The organism is Adlercreutzia rubneri, from assembly GCF_009755265.1.
Lineage (GTDB): Bacteria > Actinomycetota > Coriobacteriia > Coriobacteriales > Eggerthellaceae > Adlercreutzia > Adlercreutzia rubneri.
This window is the reverse complement of record NZ_WPOO01000004.1, coordinates 130914-146030: the sequence shown is the minus strand read 5'-3', so window position 1 is coordinate 146030 and position 15117 is coordinate 130914. Positions and strand designations below refer to the sequence as shown.

Below are 15117 nucleotides of genomic sequence, written 5' to 3'. Positions count from 1 at the left end.
GAGCTTGTCTCACTGAATGTTGTTGAGAAAACTTGACAGCACCAGACTAAGGTTTTATAGTGCATCTCAACATCATTCATCTATACGTGAAACTGTGAAAGCGAGGCAGTACACAATGGCTAAGATTCTTGGCATCGACTTGGGCACGACGAACTCCGCCATGGCCGTCATGGAGGGCTCCGAGCCCGAAATTCTGGTGAACGCCGAGGGCGATCGCACCACCCCGTCTGTGGAGGGCTTCCGCAAGGACGGCGAGCGCGTCGTCGGCAAGGCCGCGAAGAACCAGGCGGTCACCAATCCTGAGAACACCGTCTCTTCCGTGAAGCGCTTCATCGGCCGCTCCTACGACGAGACTCCCGAAGAGCAGAAGACCGTCAGCTACAAGGTCCAGAAGGGCAAGGACGGCCGCGCGGTCATCGATATCGACGGCAAGGACTACACTCCCGAGGAGATTTCCGCCATGGTGCTTCAGAAGCTGAAGACCGATGCGGAGAAGCAGGTGGGCCAGCCCATCACCCAGGCTGTCATCACCGTGCCGGCTTACTTTAACGACGCTCAGCGTCAGGCCACCAAGGACGCCGGTAAGATCGCCGGTCTGGAGGTCCTGCGCATCATCAACGAGCCGACCGCTGCGGCGCTCGCTTACGGCCTCGACAAGGTCGACCATGACGAGAAGATCCTCGTCTTCGACCTGGGCGGCGGCACCTTCGACGTGTCCGTGCTGGAGCTCGGCGACGGCGTGTTCGAGGTGGCCTCCACCGCTGGCGACAACCACCTGGGCGGCGACGACTGGGATCAGCGCATCATCGACTGGATGGCCGACAAGTTCCAGGCCGAGAACGGCATCGATTTGCGTAAGGACCCCATGGCCCTGCAGCGTCTGAAGGAAGCGGCCGAGAAGGCGAAGATGGAGCTGTCCTCCACCACGCAGACCAACATCAATCTGCCCTTCATCACCGCCGACGCCTCCGGCCCGAAGCATCTTGACTACACGCTGACCCGCGCCGAGTTCGAGCGCATCACCAAGGATCTGCTCGACCGCTGCAAGAAGCCGGTGGAGCAGGCGCTGAAGGACGCTGGCCTGAAGATGGGCGAAGTTGACGAGGTCATTCTCGTCGGCGGCTCCACCCGTATGCCGGCCGTGCAGGAGCTCGTGAAGCAGCTGACCGGCAAGGCCCCGAACATGTCCGTGAACCCGGACGAGGTCGTGGCCATGGGCGCCGCTGTTCAGGGCGGCGTGCTCGCCGGCGACGTGCAGGGCATCCTGCTGCTCGACGTCACCCCGCTGTCCCTCGGCGTTGAGACCATGGGCGGCGTGATGACCAAGATGATCGAGCGCAACACCACCATCCCGACCCGCAAGACCGAAATCTACTCCACAGCGGCCGACAACCAGACCTCCGTCGAGGTGCACGTCCTGCAGGGCGAGCGCGAGATGGCCGCGGGCAACAAGACGCTGGGCCGCTTCCAGCTGACCGGCATTCCGGCTGCCCGTCGTGGCGTGCCGCAGATCGAGGTTACCTTCGACATCGACGCCAACGGCATCGTGAACGTGTCCGCTAAGGACCTCGGCACCGGCAAGCAGCAGCAGATCACCATCTCCGGCTCCACCGCCCTGTCCGACGACGAAGTGGATCGCATGGTGAAGGACGCCGAGCAGCACGCCGAAGAGGACGCCGCTCGCAAGGAAGAGGCCGAGGTGCGCAACAACGCCGACGCTCTGGTGAACGCCACCCAGCAGACGCTGGACGAGCTGGGCGACAAGGTGCCGGCCGACGCCAAGGCCCAGGCCGAGGAGGCCATCGCCGAAACCAAGAGCGCTCTTGAGGGCACCGACGTCGACGCTATCAAGGCGGCCACCGAGAAGATCCAGCAGGCCGGCTACAAGCTCGCCGAGGTCGTGTACTCCACCGAGGGTGCGGCCGCCGGCGCCCAGGCCGCCGCTGCCGAGACGGCTCCGGCCGATGACACCATCGAGGCCGACTACGAGGTCGTCGATGACGAGAACGAAGGGAAGTAAGAACGATGACTGAGCCCGAGAAGGACCAGGTCACCTCTTCTACTCCTCAGGACATGGCCGCCGATGTGGCGGCCACCGCCTCCGCCGATGACGCCCGCGCGGCCGAGGTGGTTGCCGACGCCGAGGTGATCGAGGCCAACGAGGCCGGTGAGCTGGATGCCGAGCTCGAGCAGGCCGCCGCTGAAGCGGTGGCGAGCGCGATCGAGGAATCCGAGGAGCTGGCCGCCGCCAAGGCCGAGGCCGCCGATTGGCAGGACAAGTACGTGCGCCTGCACGCCGAGTGGGATACCTACCGCCGGCGCATGACCGAGCAGCGCGAGGCCGAGAAGGTCCGCGCCACGGAGAAGCTCATGGAGAGCCTTATCCCGGTGCTCGACGACTTCGCCCGCACGGTGGACTACGCCGAGACCAACGGCGAGACCGGCTTGCTCGGCGGCGTAAAGGCCGTGCAGACCAAGCTGTCCGATACGCTGGCCAAGGGAGGCCTGGTCGTGATCAGCCCCGCCGGTGAGGCATTCGACGCCCTTGAGTGCCAGGCCGTGGGTACGGTGGACGATCCGAGCGTTCCCGATGAAACAGTGGCCCAGGTTTACCAGCCCGGATACAAAATGGGCACTAAGGTCATCAGGCCTGCCATGGTGACGATCACCACGGGCGGCCCCAAGAGGGAAAAGCCCGAAGAAGAGTAAGACGAACGAGGGCGGCCGCAGCTTGGCCGCCCTCGTGCTTGAAAGAGCAATTCTAAGTAACTAACTAAGGTAATGGAGGTGGAACGAATGGCGTCTACGCCCGATTATTACAAAACGCTAGGCGTTCCGCGCACCGCCACGGCCGATGAGATAAAGAAGGCGTTTCGCAAGCTCGCTCGCAAGCATCATCCCGATGCCGGCGGCGACGAGGCCAAGTTCAAAGAGCTGAACGAGGCCTACGAAGTCTTAAGCGACGAGAAGAAGCGCGCGCTTTACGACCAGTACGGCACGGCGAACGAGAACCAGATCCCCCAGGGATGGGGCGGTGGCCAAGGCTTTAACGTCGAGGATATCTTCGGTGGCGGTGGGGCCGGCGGCTTCGGCGGCAGTTGGGCCGACATTCTGGAGAGCATTCGCCACGGTGAAGGTGCGTTTGGGGGCAACTGGGACTTCGGCGGCGGTTTTGGCGGCCAGCCTCAGCCCCGTCGCGGCCAGGATATGAACGTGACGTTGAACGTGACGTTCGACGAAGCGTTCAACGGCACGGAGAAGCGCATCACCGTGCGCATTCCCGGCAAGAGCGAGTCCGACACCCACACGGTGAAGGTGCCCGCCGGTGCTGTCGATGGCGGCCGCGTGCGCCTGAAGGGCCAGGGAGCTCCTGGCGAAAACGGTGGTGCGGCGGGCGACTTGCTCATCACCACTAAGATTGACGCGCATCCCTACTTCGGTCGCGATAAGGCCGACGTGACGGTTGATTTGCCGATCAATGTGGCGGAGGCAGCGCTCGGTGCTTCCATCGTGGTGCCCACGCCCGACGGCAAAAAGATCAAGGTGAAGGTGCCCGCTGGCACGCAAGACGGCAAGGTGCTCACCATTAAAGGCAAAGGAGCGCCCGATCTGAAGAACAAGGGGCAGTTCGGCAACTTGAAGATTCAGATTCACGTTGAAGTGCCCACGGACATGAACGACGAGCAGAAAAAGGCCATGGAGGACTTCCTCGCCGCGACGGGAGAGGAGAAGCGCCCATGGGCCTAGATGACAAGAACCGGCCGCTGTACATGATCAGCATTGCCGCGGAACTGGCGGGCGTGCACCCGCAGACCCTGCGCTCCTACGAGCAGAAAGGTCTGGTCACGCCGCGGCGAACCAGTGGCAACACGCGCATGTACTCCCAGGCCGATATCGATCGGCTCAACCTGATCAACGAGCTGACGAGCGAGGGCATCAACCTCGCCGGTGTCACGCGCATCCTTGATCTGCAGAGCCGGCTGGATGAGCGCGAGGAAGAAGTGGAAGACCTGCACGCGCGGGTGCGCCGCCTCGCCGATCGCGTTCGCGAATTGGAAACCCGCACCCCCGTCGGCGCCATCGTCCGCGTAACGCCGACGAGGCGTTTACCATAAAGGAGAACGTATATGAGACTAGATAAATTGGCGGTGACGGCGCAAGAGGCTTTCCAGAACGCGATGGGCGTTGCTGGCGAAGCCGATGCCGCCGTTATCGAGCCCATTCACTTGCTGAAGGCGCTGCTCGATTCCGACGAGAACAACCTCGCCGCCATCGTGAAGCGCATCGGCGCCGACCCGGTCTGGCTGTCCCAGAACGTGTCCGACGAAATCGCCAAGATGCCCAAGCAGACTGGCGCCACTCCTATGGCCATTCCCGGACAGGACCTTATCAAGGTCATCGATAACTCGGTGAAGATCGCCGAGAAGCTCGGTGACAGCTACGCGACGAGCGAGCACCTGCTCATTGCCCTGTCCGAGGACAAGGGTGCCGCGGGTCGCATCCTCACCACGGCGGGCGTCACCCGCAAGAACATCGAGGCGGCCTACGAGAGCTTGCGCGGCGACACCCGCGTGACCTCGCAGACCGACAAGACCCAGTTCGAAGCGCTGGAACAATACGGCCAGAACCTCACCCAGCAGGCCCGCGAGGGCAAGCTCGATCCGGTTATCGGCCGTAACGAGGAGATCCGCCGCACCATTCAGGTGCTGTCGCGTCGTACGAAGAACAACCCGGTGCTCATTGGCGAGCCCGGCACCGGCAAAACCGCTATCGTCGAGGGTCTGGCCCAGCGCATCGTAGCTGGTGATGTTCCCTCGTCGCTGAAGGATCGCGAGATCGTCTCGCTCGATCTGGGTGCGATGATGGCCGGCGCGAAGTATCGCGGCGAGTTCGAGGATCGTTTGAAGAACGTGCTGCGTGAGGTGAAGGAAGCCGACGGCAACATCATCCTGTTCATCGACGAGCTGCACACCATCGTGGGTGCCGGCGCTGGCGGCGACTCTTCCCTGGACGCGGGCAACATGCTGAAGCCGGCTCTGGCTCGCGGCGAGCTGCGCGCCATCGGTGCCACCACGCTCGATGAGTACCGCAAGTACATCGAGAAGGACGCCGCCTTGGAGCGCCGCTTCCAAACGGTGCTTGTGAGCGAGCCGACGGTGGAGGACACCATCGCCATTCTGCGCGGCCTGAAGGAGAAGTACGAGATCCACCACGGCGTGCGCATCACCGACGGCGCCATCGTGAGCGCGGCCGAGCTTTCCGACCGCTACATCACCGACCGCTTCCTGCCCGATAAGGCTATCGACCTCATGGACGAGGCGGCCAGCCGCCTGCGCATTGAGATCGACTCCATGCCCGAGGAAGTGGATGCCGCCGAGCGCAAGCTCATCCAGATGCAGATCGAGGAACAGGCCCTCATGAAGGAGACCGACATGGCCTCCCAGGAACGCCTGGAGAAGCTGCGCCACGACATCGCGGCCGCCCAGGAATCCCTCGATTCCCAGAAGGCTGAGTGGCAGAACGAGAAGGACGCCATCGTCGACGTGCAGAACCTCAAGGCCGAGTTGGAAAGCGCTCAGCTTGATGAGGAGCGCGCCACCCGCGAGGGCAACCTGCAGCTCGCTTCCGAGATCCGCTACTCGCGCATTCCCCAGCTGCAGCAGCAGCTGCACGTGGCCGAGGAAGCCGTGAAGATGAAGCAGCAGGACGGCGCTATCCTGAAGGAAGAGGTTTCCGAAGAGGAGATCGCGTCGGTCGTGGCTGCCTGGACGGGCATCCCCGTGGCCAAGATGATGCAGGGCGAGATGGAAAAGCTCGTCGATTTGGAAGAGGTTCTGAAGGGCCGCGTCATCGGCCAGGACGAGGCCGTGGGTGTCGTGGCCGGTGCCATCCGCCGCAACCGTGCGGGACTTTCCGACCCGAACCGTCCCATTGGCTCTTTCCTGTTCCTCGGCCCCACCGGCGTGGGCAAGACCGAGCTGGCCAAGACGCTGGCCGAGTACCTGTTCGATTCCGAGAAGGCCATGGTACGCATCGACATGTCCGAGTACATGGAGAAGTTCTCCGTGCAGCGCCTGATCGGAGCGCCTCCGGGATACGTGGGCTACGACGAGGGCGGCCAGCTCACCGAAGCCGTGCGCCGCAATCCCTACTGCGTGGTGCTGCTCGACGAGATGGAGAAGGCCCATCCCGACGTGTTCAACATCCTGTTGCAGGTGCTCGATGACGGACGGCTCACCGATGGCCAGGGCCGCGTGGTGAACTTCAAGAACTGCATCATCATCATGACCTCCAACGTGGGAAGCCAGATCATCCGCGAGCATGCAGCCGAGGGTCGCGCCTACGACGAGGCCCAGGCCACCGGTGGCGAGACCATGGGCGAGATGGCCGAGAAGATGATGTCCATGACGCCCGAGCAGGCCGCCAAGCGCATGCAGGAGTTCACGAACAAGATTCAGGATGCCCTTTCCACGACGTTCCGCCCCGAGTTCCTGAATCGTATCGACGACGTGATCACCTTCAACGAGCTGTCCATCTCGGCTATCGAGCCTATCGTGGATCTGCAGCTCGAGCAGGTGCGCGACCGCCTGCAGGCTCGTCATATCACCTTGGACGTGACGCCGGCGGCCATGGAGCACTTGGCCATCGACGGCTACGATCCGGTGTACGGCGCCCGTCCGCTGAAGCGCCTCATCCAGCGCGAGGTGGTCGACCGCATCGCCGAGCGCGTCATCACTGGCGAGCTGCGCGACCGCAGCCACGTGCTCATCGACATCGATGCCGAGGGCAACTACGCCTGCCGCATCGAGGGCCCCATGGACCTGGATGGCCTGAACCTGGACGATCCCAGCTTCCTGACCGCCGGTGCCGACCCTAAGGAAACGTTGCAGGATCTGGATACTCTGAGCAACGGCGACCTCGGCGAGGATCCCATCGCCTAGTAAAAGGAGGGGCGACCTCGCCCCTCCGCGCACCGGTTTCCGGCATTATCGCCCGAACCCCCGCTCCGCTGTTCTCCTTCGGCTCAGGCGCCGCTCCTTCATGCTTTCATGGAGCGACTTGGGGTCGCGGATGGACAGCGTTCAGAGGTCTCGGTCAGCGACACCGGAAGCTGGCGCGCTACTCAACCGCATACCTCTTTCACAGCAAGCGCCCCGGGCAGCCAAGACCCGGGGCGCTTTTTGGTCACGAAGGTCCTTCCGTCCGTGTGGATAGCGACATCGTGACCGCGGTGACGATGAAAGCCTCCGTGCTGCGAAGCTGGGGGTTGGCGCTTACGACAGCGATTCGAGCATATCCAGGAGCTCCTCGCGCGAATGAATGTCCAGTTTCAGATAAATACTGCGTACCTGGGAGCGCACGGTGTGGAAGGAGACGGTGAATTGTTCTGCGATGGACTTCATCGTGTGTCCCTTGGCCAAAGGGACGAGAACGGCCGCTTCCCGCTCGGTGAGGTCGTGTTCCTTTGCGAGGTGAGCGCATTTGTCCTCGAGCGGCGAGGCGCTGGCGGCCGGCGATCGATGGGGGAGGCCAGTGTAGAAGAACCCGAATATCAGCACGAGCAGGGAGATCACGAGAAAGATCAGGGCGAGCACCAAAGCCGAGGGAGGGTCGAGGGCAAAGACCGTAACCAGAATCTCGCTTGCGAGGCGCGATGCGAAGAACAGGAATGCCGCCAGGCGAAAGCCGAGACAGGCAGGCTTTCCGACAGCGCTCGCCAACGTGCCCGGCAGGAAGAACATGAGTCCTCCCAGGAGGAACGCCGCCGTGTTGAGGAGGAAGGCGATGAGGTGTAAGCCGCTTTCGGGAAAAAGGATGACAAGCAGAGCGCTCAAGCAAATAAGGAGCACAAAGCCCGAGGCAAGCCAGAGGCCCGTGCGTAGCACAAAGGGCCTTCTCTGGAAGTAGAGCGCGAAAGCCCCCGTGACTACGACGCCCGCAAACGATGTAGTGGCAATCGAAATACCCGCCGAAGGTGTGAACACGGTGCGGAAGGCGAAGCTGAGCAAGCTGTAGGCGCAGATAGCTAGAGGCACGAGCGCCGAGAATTCGGATCGATCTTCCGGCGACGCCGGAGCCTCCTCTTCTGGAGGCAATGGAGCAAGGAGAACGTCAAGGGCGACGGCGACGAGCATCAGCACGAGAAGCCCGAAGCGCGCGGGGACGGTCAGCGCCATGTAGAAGGTGAGCGCAAGCACGGCCACTATTCCCGCGCAAAGCATTTGGAAGGATCCGCGCCGGGCCGAAAGGGGTCGGGCCATGCGCGACCAGAGGCAGAGGAGTGAGGCGCAGGTCGCACCCATGAGCACTTGGCGAAGAACAAGGTATTGGAGGAGCTCGCCGGAAGGAACGAGGGGCTGGGCAACCAAGAGCGTCGCAGTTGCAAGGCCGAACGCGAGAGAGGCGAACAGCGAGGGAGCGGGGCGGCCTTTTTTGGCGAGAGGGAGAGAGATGGCGAGCAGGGCGATAAAAGCTATCTGCCACGAGAAGGAGAGCATTGCCGGCGAAGCGTCCGATCCGGCTCCTGCGATTGCCGTCTGCCCCATGGCTATGAGCAGCCAACCCCAAATGAGGCCGGACAACAAGGCGAGCCGAACCGTAGCGGGCAAGGTTGACCCCTTCGGATCGTCCTGTTCGCACACGTAGCCTTTTTCGCGTCGCGCCATCAAATAACCTGTCCCCACCTGCCATTTAACACAAAATGAACGAGTGAATCGCGGGCATTTAGCTCATCGGGGGCGATGAACTGCCACCCCTTTTCCCCGATTCTCTTCGCGGCGGAATTATACCGCTGCGTAAAGGAAAAGGAAACATGGAACAAGGAGGGTAAGAATGAAGGAAAATGTCACTGCCGAGGTTTTCCCCACGCTGCGCAACATCTCGCTTTCGCGCAGGACGTTTGTCGCCTGTGCGGCCATTGCGGCCGCCCAGGCTGCTCTCGTGTCTGCGGGGTGCGCTCCCGAGGTGCAACCATCGGGGGAGGGACTTGCCTCGACCGCGGCGTTTGCCCCGGGGACGTATACGGCGTCCGCGCCCGGCAAGAAGGGCCCGGTGACTGTCGAGGTGCGCATGTCCGAAAATGCCATCGAGAGCGTCGAGATCGTGGAGTTCGAAGACACCGAGCGCATCAGTGCCCCGGCTCGCGAGCGGGTGCCGCAGCAGATCGTGGAGCTGCAGAGCTTGAACGTAGACACCGTGGCGGGCGCCACGCTGACGAGTATGGCCATCATCGAGGGCGTGGCTGATTGCGTCAACCAGGCGAACGGAGACGCTTCGGCGCTGAAGAAGGCCGCATCGCCGGAGAAGTCGGATGAGACCAAGGAGATCCAGGCAGATCTCGTGGTGTGCGGCGCTGGTGGTGCCGGCATGGCCGCCGCCGTCGCCGCGGCCCAGCAGGGCTTGGATGTGGTGGTGTTCGAGAAAACCGCCTATGCTGGCGGCAACGCGCTGGTCAGCGGTGGCTGGCTCGAGGTGTTCGAAGGCGTCGACGACATGAAGCCTGACATGACGGACGGCAACCGCGACATGTTCCATGCGACGCTCCAGAAGAGTCTGGACAATGGCGTTCCCAAGGACTTCGTCGATGCCGTGCAGGCCGACTTCGATGCGTATTTCGCCGCGGGCAACACGAAGGTGTACGACTCCATGGAGTACTACGCCCTGGACTACGCCTCGCGCAATGGCGGCCCGGCGAAGGAGTACTGGCTCCCCTATGCCCACAAAGTGAACGATCTGAACAACTGGCTTTTCGATCAGGGCTACACCGTGAGTGGCACGCTGGTCGGCATCGTCGGGTTCCCGTGGCCGCGCAAGGCCCATGCGGTGGACAAGGAGAACGGCGAGGGCTTCTTCAGCGTGTTCGACAACACGGTGGAGACCCAGAACCTCCCGATCACCTTCCTCTTCGAGACGCCCGTTTCCGAGCTGATCGTGGACGGCAAGGCTGTGGTGGGAGCCTCTGGCCAGTGCGCTGACGGCACCACTTATCGTGTTATGGCGGATCGCGGCGTCATTCTGGCTACTGGCGGTTATTCCGGCAATCCCGATCTGCTGAAGAAGTACAACGAGATGTGGCCCTGGGATGAGTCCACGGTTATTCCGACGACCAACAGCTACGGCCACACGGGCGATGGTCACGTGCTTGCCGAGGGCCTGGGAGCCGAGCTGAAGAACATGGGGCGTCAGATGGTGTTCCCCATTGCTGACTCCATCGACTATTCGACGGAGACTATCGTCGGCAATGCCGGTCTGGGGCTCTTCGTCAACGTGAACGGCGAGCGCTTCATCAACGAGTCGCTCGATCGCTTCGCCCTGTCCGCCGCCGTAATGAAGCAGCCCGAGGAGAAGCTGTTCATCATCAGCGATGCGCTCAACTCCGGTCTTGTGAACGGCTACAACGAGCAGGGCTACAGTGCGGACAAGCTCATCGAGGAGAGCAAGCTCTTCCGGGCGGACAGCATTGAGGAGCTGGCCCAGATGATCGGCGCCGATCCCTCGGTGCTTGCGAAGGCGGTTGACGATTACAACGCCATCGCACGTGGAGACGTGGCGGACACGGTGTTCGGCCGCGAGAACATGAGCGAGAAAGACGCTATCGTCGAGGCTCCCTTCTACGCCTCCCCGCGTACCTGGGCCGCCCATGTGACCATCGGCGGCGTTGCCGTCGGTCCCGATTACCAGGCCCTCACGGCCGACGGTGCGGGTATTGAGGGCCTCTATGTCGTGGGCGAATGCTCCGACGGCAACAGCGGTGTCTCCAGCATGAGCACAGGCCTTTCCTGCGTCAACCAGATGCTCGCCTAATCAGCCCCTCCCCATGGACGAGGCCCTCGCCGAACGGTCGGGGGCCTCGTTTGTGCTTGGTGGCCCTATGCCGGTTACGCAGCCACCTTCTCGGCGTTGCGACCTTGATCCAGTCCGCCGAAACGACTTTGGAGCTGTGCCGGCTATGCCGCGGCCTTCTCGGCTTTGCGAGCCTTGCGGGCGGCGGCGCGCTTCTGCATGGCGTCCACGCAGGTGGCCACGGCGGCATCACCCGTGACGTTCACCGTGGTGCGCATCATGTCCAGGATGCGGTCGACGCCGGCCACGAGTGCCACGCCCTCCACAGGTAGGCCCACCGACTGCAGCACCATGGCCAGCATGATCATGCCGCTGCCCGGCACGCCGGCGGTGCCGATGGAGGCCAGCACGGCGGTCATCACGATGGTCAGCTGCTGGCCGATAGAAAGGTCGATGCCGAACACCTGGGCGATGAAGATGGCGCACACGCCCTGGTAGATGGCGGTGCCGTCCATGTTGATGGTGGCGCCGAGCGGCAGCACGAACGAGGTGACCTCCTTCGACACACCCATCTTCTCGGTGCACTCCATATTAATGGGTAGCGTGCCCATAGATGATGCCGAGGCGAAGGCGAAGCCCATGACCGGCATTTCGCCGCGTAAGAACTTCAGCGGGTTCATGCGCGCGAACACCTTGATGATGCCCGAGTACACCAGCACGATCTGGCAGATCATGGCCAGGTACGCCACCACGATGAGCCACAGCAGCGGTCGCAGCACGTCGATGCCGTTGTTGGCGATGACGGGGCAGATGAGCCCGAACACGCCGAAGGGCGCCACCAGAATGATGCCGCGCATGATGGCGATGCACACGTCCGACATGGCGTTGCAGATTTTGATGACCGGCTCGGCCTTCTTCCCCGCGGCGATCATGCCGAAGCCGAACACCACGGCGATGACGATGACCTGCAACATGGTGGCGTCGGCCATGGGCTGGAAGAAGTTCGACGGGAACATGTTCACGATGGTGTCGATGAGTGACGGCGGCTCAGTGGCCTCATAAGAAAGCTCGCCCGAGGGCATGGTGTAGCCCGCGCCCACGTTCATCACGTTCGCGAAGATAAGGCCCAGCGTGACGGCACAGGCCGTGGTGGCCAGGTAGAACAGCACCGTTTTGCCGCCGATGGCGCCGACTTTCTTCACGTCGTCCAGCGACACGACGCCGGCGATGATGGAGAACAGCACCAATGGCACGACGATCATCTTGATGAGGTTCAAGAAGATGGTGCCGAAGGGCTTGATGTAGGTGTCAGCAATCTCCGGCGCTCCTTGCAACGCCATGCCGGCCAGCACGCCCAAAATGAGCGCGATGAAAATCCAGGTCGTCAGCGACAGGCGCTTGAACCACGGTTTCGGCTTGTCGTGGCCGTCCCCCTTGCTGCCGCCGTCAGGCGTCGATGGGGTTGCCTCGGCGGCGTCGGCAGGTGCCGAAATGATGGAGTCGTCGGCCATGGCAGTGCGTCCTTTCCCTTCGTGCATAAACCGCCCCTATTATAAGCATATCTGCAGGGAAATTAGGGCACGCGGCAAAGCGCTGCCAAGCGCAGCCAAGCGATCTAACGGCCCTGCAACAAATGGGGGAACGAGCCGCGCTGCTGTAGGGGAAGGGCCATAATGGCAACGAGGGGCGCTGGGGACGCTCCGGCGCGAGATGTGTGGAACGACATTTCTGCCCGAAGAAGATGGAGGCGACATGTTATGGTGTGCCGCACTTCAGGGGACGACATGCATGAAAGGAACGATGCTATGGATCGCAAGGAAATAGTTGCCGCCGCCGATGCTTACTGGGACGCTCATCGCGATGCCATCGTGGCCGATATCGCCAAGCTCGTGGAAATTCCCTCCACGGAGGATTTGGCCGCGGCCGCTCCCAGGGCTCCCTACGGGCCGGGCCCCGCTGCCGCGCTGGCGGCGGCGCTCGAGATTGCCGAGGGCATGGGCATGAGCGCCACCAACTGCGAGGGTCATATCGGGTTCGCCGATCTGCCCGGCGAGACCGACACCCAGCTGGGCATCATCGGGCACATGGACGTGGTGCCCGCTGGCCCGGGTTGGACGTTCGAGCCCTTCAAAGTGACGGAAAAGGACGGCTTCCTCATGGGCCGCGGCTGCTTGGACGACAAGGGCCCCTCGGTGGTGGCCCTGCACGCGGTGAAGTGCCTGGCGGGGCTCGATGTGGCGCGCCCCTACACCATCCGCTTTTTGTTCGGTGCCAACGAGGAAACCTCCATGGCTGACGTGGCGTGGTACCTCGAGAACTACGAGAGCCCGGCGTTCCTCTTCACGCCCGATGCCGACTTCCCCGTGTGCTACGGCGAGAAGGGCGGCTACGACGGGTGCATCACGAGCGCGCCCATCGCCGACCCGGTGATTCTGGACATCTCTGGCGGCGTGGTGACCAACGCGGTGCCCGGCGAGGCCTGGGCCGTCGTGCGCGCCGATGCCGCCGCGCTGCCCGCGGCCGAGCGCATTACCGTGGAAGACGCCGGCGACGGCACGGCGCGCATCGATGCTACGGGTGTGAATGCCCATGCCGCCTGGCCCGAGCGTGGCATCTCCGCCATCATGCTGTTGGCGAACTACCTGCTGGAGAACGGCCTGTGCAACCAGCAAGAACGCGAGTTCTTGGAACTCGTGCAAAGCCTCGTGTCCGACACCACCGGCGCCGGCGTGGGCATCGCCACGGCCGACGAGTACTTCGGACCGCTCACGGTAGTGGGCGGCACCATCCGCAAAGAGGGCGACCGCCTCGTGCAGACCATGGATAGCCGCTGGCCCACGTCCATCACGGCCGAGGAAATCACGGCCGCACTGACGAAGCTCACGGACAATATCGGTGCCACCTTCGAGAATACCCTGCTCATGGTGCCCTTCCTCGTGAAGCCCGACGATCCGGAGATTCAGGTGCTGCAGGACGCCTTCCAGTTCGTGACCGGCGACACCGAGCACAAGCCCTTCACCATCGGCGGCGGCACCTACGCCCGCGAGTTCAAGAAGGGCGCGTCTTTCGGCGTGAACATGCCCTGGATCGAGAACCCCGATTGGGTCGGTGGCGAGCACGGCCCCGACGAGGGCGTCTCCGAAGAGCTGCTGAAGACCTCCTTCAAGATCTACGTGCTGGCTCTCGCCGAGCTGCAGGGGTTGAAGATCGTGTAGAGGCGCTTCTCCCTCGACCTTGTTTCCCGGGCCCTGCATTCGCTGCAGGGCCTTTTTTGCGATTGGGCGTCGGCGGAGGCGCGGGCATAGGCATTTTCGATACTCTCATCTGGAATTAACCCGTGATTTCCTGATGATCGGACATGACGGCCCGTCAGCTGTGCTATAGAATAGATTAAATGCAATCAGAGGTTTACTTTTTGGAGGACGACGTGCTTAACGCAATTATCGTTGACGACGAGGCGCCTGCCCGTTCTGAACTGCGCTTTCTTCTCGATGAGGTCGGCGGAGTTGAAGTGACAGCCGAAGCTGCCAACGTGCGCGAGGCTATCGAGAAGCTGAAAGAGTATCCCTGCGACGTCATGTTCATGGATGTGAACATGCCCGAGGCCACTGGCCTTCAACTGGCCGAGGCTCTGCAGCATCTGAAGTTCCCTCCGGCGGTGGTGTTCGTGACGGCTTATTCCGAGCACGCGCTGGACGCCTTCAAGGTCAGCGCCATCGACTACTTGGTCAAGCCGGTGGAGACCGAGCGCTTGGCCCAGGCCATCGCCCGCGTGCGCGAGCAGGTGGCCCTGCACCTGCAGGCTCACAAGTCCGAGCGCATCCCCGTGGAAAAGGGCGGCAAGAAGATCCTCATCGGCATCGACAAGATCCGCTTCGTCATGGCCCGCGACGACTACGCCTACCTGCAGACCGATACCGACCGCTACTTCTCCACGGTGAGCCTGGCCCAGTTGGAGAAGCGCCTCGACGGCCACGGATTCTTCCGCGTGCACCGCGGCTATCTGGTGAACCTGTCTATGGTGGAGGAGATTGAGTCCGTCTCCGGCGGCACGCTGCTGCTTACGCTGAACGGCGTGGAGGAGAAGATCCCCGTGTCCCGCCGCCGTGTGAGCTCGCTCAAGAAGGCGCTGAACCTGTAGGACGCCTCGCTCTGAATGATGCGCTGACGAGCCCCGCCCAGGGGCTCGTTTCGTTCACAGAACCGCCATAGGGTTGTGGGGATGCGGGCGCGCTTCGGCGGCGTTTGCTAGAATATTTCCACTAGATTAACGAGGAGGGGCCCCGGTGCCAGGCGCAAGGGGCCCGTTTGCAATTCTGCTGGCTGGCGGAAATT

At 62.8% G+C, this 15117-nt stretch carries 10 protein-coding genes; 8 read left to right on the top strand and 2 right to left on the bottom strand.

The window, feature by feature from the left end:
• Positions 1-115 precede the first annotated feature (115 nt).
• The 5 genes from dnaK to GO707_RS03925 all read left to right on the top strand — a co-directional run bounded on the left by dnaK (position 116) and on the right by GO707_RS03925 (position 6941).
• Positions 116-2020 carry a molecular chaperone DnaK gene (dnaK, locus tag GO707_RS03945; protein ID WP_114538592.1) on the top strand — a complete coding sequence of 635 codons (1905 nt, stop codon included), beginning with the start codon at positions 116-118 and terminating at the stop codon, positions 2018-2020.
• Between the two features lie 5 nt (positions 2021-2025).
• Positions 2026-2709 (top strand): nucleotide exchange factor GrpE, encoded by a 684-nt coding sequence (locus tag GO707_RS03940; protein ID WP_114538593.1) that lies wholly within the window; start codon positions 2026-2028, stop codon positions 2707-2709.
• Between the two features lie 87 nt (positions 2710-2796).
• Entirely contained in the window at positions 2797-3747 is a 951-nt protein-coding gene (locus tag GO707_RS03935; RefSeq protein ID WP_022738233.1) for a DnaJ C-terminal domain-containing protein, read from the top strand.
• Complete coding sequence (locus GO707_RS03930; RefSeq protein ID WP_114538594.1) at positions 3738-4115, top strand: heat shock protein transcriptional repressor HspR; 378 nt, start codon at positions 3738-3740, stop codon at positions 4113-4115. Before GO707_RS03935 ends, GO707_RS03930 begins: the two co-directional genes overlap by 10 nt.
• A 12-nt stretch (positions 4116-4127) precedes the next feature.
• A complete protein-coding gene (locus GO707_RS03925) occupies positions 4128-6941 on the top strand; it encodes an ATP-dependent Clp protease ATP-binding subunit (RefSeq protein ID WP_114538595.1) in 2814 nt (937 codons plus the stop codon).
• Between the two features lie 333 nt (positions 6942-7274).
• Here GO707_RS03925 and GO707_RS03920 read toward each other — a convergent pair whose 3' ends face one another.
• Positions 7275-8609 (bottom strand): helix-turn-helix transcriptional regulator, encoded by a 1335-nt coding sequence (locus GO707_RS03920; RefSeq protein ID WP_181869618.1) that lies wholly within the window; start codon positions 8607-8609, stop codon positions 7275-7277.
• Between the two features lie 223 nt (positions 8610-8832).
• On the opposite strand from GO707_RS03920, the gene GO707_RS03915 reads away from it, so the two are divergent.
• Positions 8833-10803: an FAD-dependent oxidoreductase gene (locus GO707_RS03915; protein WP_114538597.1), complete on the top strand. Its 1971-nt coding sequence runs from the start codon at positions 8833-8835 to the stop codon at positions 10801-10803.
• A gap of 143 nt (positions 10804-10946) precedes the next feature.
• Here GO707_RS03915 and GO707_RS03910 read toward each other — a convergent pair whose 3' ends face one another.
• Positions 10947-12320: a dicarboxylate/amino acid:cation symporter gene (locus GO707_RS03910; protein ID WP_227069928.1), complete on the bottom strand. Its 1374-nt coding sequence runs from the start codon at positions 12318-12320 to the stop codon at positions 10947-10949.
• A gap of 267 nt (positions 12321-12587) precedes the next feature.
• On the opposite strand from GO707_RS03910, the gene GO707_RS03905 reads away from it, so the two are divergent.
• Together GO707_RS03905 and GO707_RS03900 are read left to right on the top strand one after the other, a co-directional pair.
• A complete protein-coding gene (locus tag GO707_RS03905; RefSeq protein ID WP_114538599.1) occupies positions 12588-13997 on the top strand; it encodes a Sapep family Mn(2+)-dependent dipeptidase in 1410 nt (469 codons plus the stop codon).
• Between the two features lie 212 nt (positions 13998-14209).
• Positions 14210-14923: a LytR/AlgR family response regulator transcription factor gene (locus GO707_RS03900; protein WP_041714276.1), complete on the top strand. Its 714-nt coding sequence runs from the start codon at positions 14210-14212 to the stop codon at positions 14921-14923.
• The last annotated feature ends 194 nt before the right edge of the window (positions 14924-15117 follow it).

What these genes read in the sequence shown, in the direction of transcription:
- dnaK (WP_114538592.1), top strand. Translation starts at nt 116, where the DNA reads ATGGCTAAGATTCTTGGCATCGACTTGGGCACGACGAACTCCGCCATG.
- GO707_RS03940 (WP_114538593.1), top strand. Translation starts at nt 2,026, where the DNA reads ATGACTGAGCCCGAGAAGGACCAGGTCACCTCTTCTACTCCTCAGGAC.
- GO707_RS03935 (WP_022738233.1), top strand. Translation starts at nt 2,797, where the DNA reads ATGGCGTCTACGCCCGATTATTACAAAACGCTAGGCGTTCCGCGCACC.
- GO707_RS03930 (WP_114538594.1), top strand. Translation starts at nt 3,738, where the DNA reads ATGGGCCTAGATGACAAGAACCGGCCGCTGTACATGATCAGCATTGCC.
- GO707_RS03925 (WP_114538595.1), top strand. Translation starts at nt 4,128, where the DNA reads ATGAGACTAGATAAATTGGCGGTGACGGCGCAAGAGGCTTTCCAGAAC.
- GO707_RS03915 (WP_114538597.1), top strand. Translation starts at nt 8,833, where the DNA reads ATGAAGGAAAATGTCACTGCCGAGGTTTTCCCCACGCTGCGCAACATC.
- GO707_RS03910 (WP_227069928.1), bottom strand. Translation starts at nt 12,320, where the DNA reads ATGCACGAAGGGAAAGGACGCACTGCCATGGCCGACGACTCCATCATT.
- GO707_RS03905 (WP_114538599.1), top strand. Translation starts at nt 12,588, where the DNA reads ATGGATCGCAAGGAAATAGTTGCCGCCGCCGATGCTTACTGGGACGCT.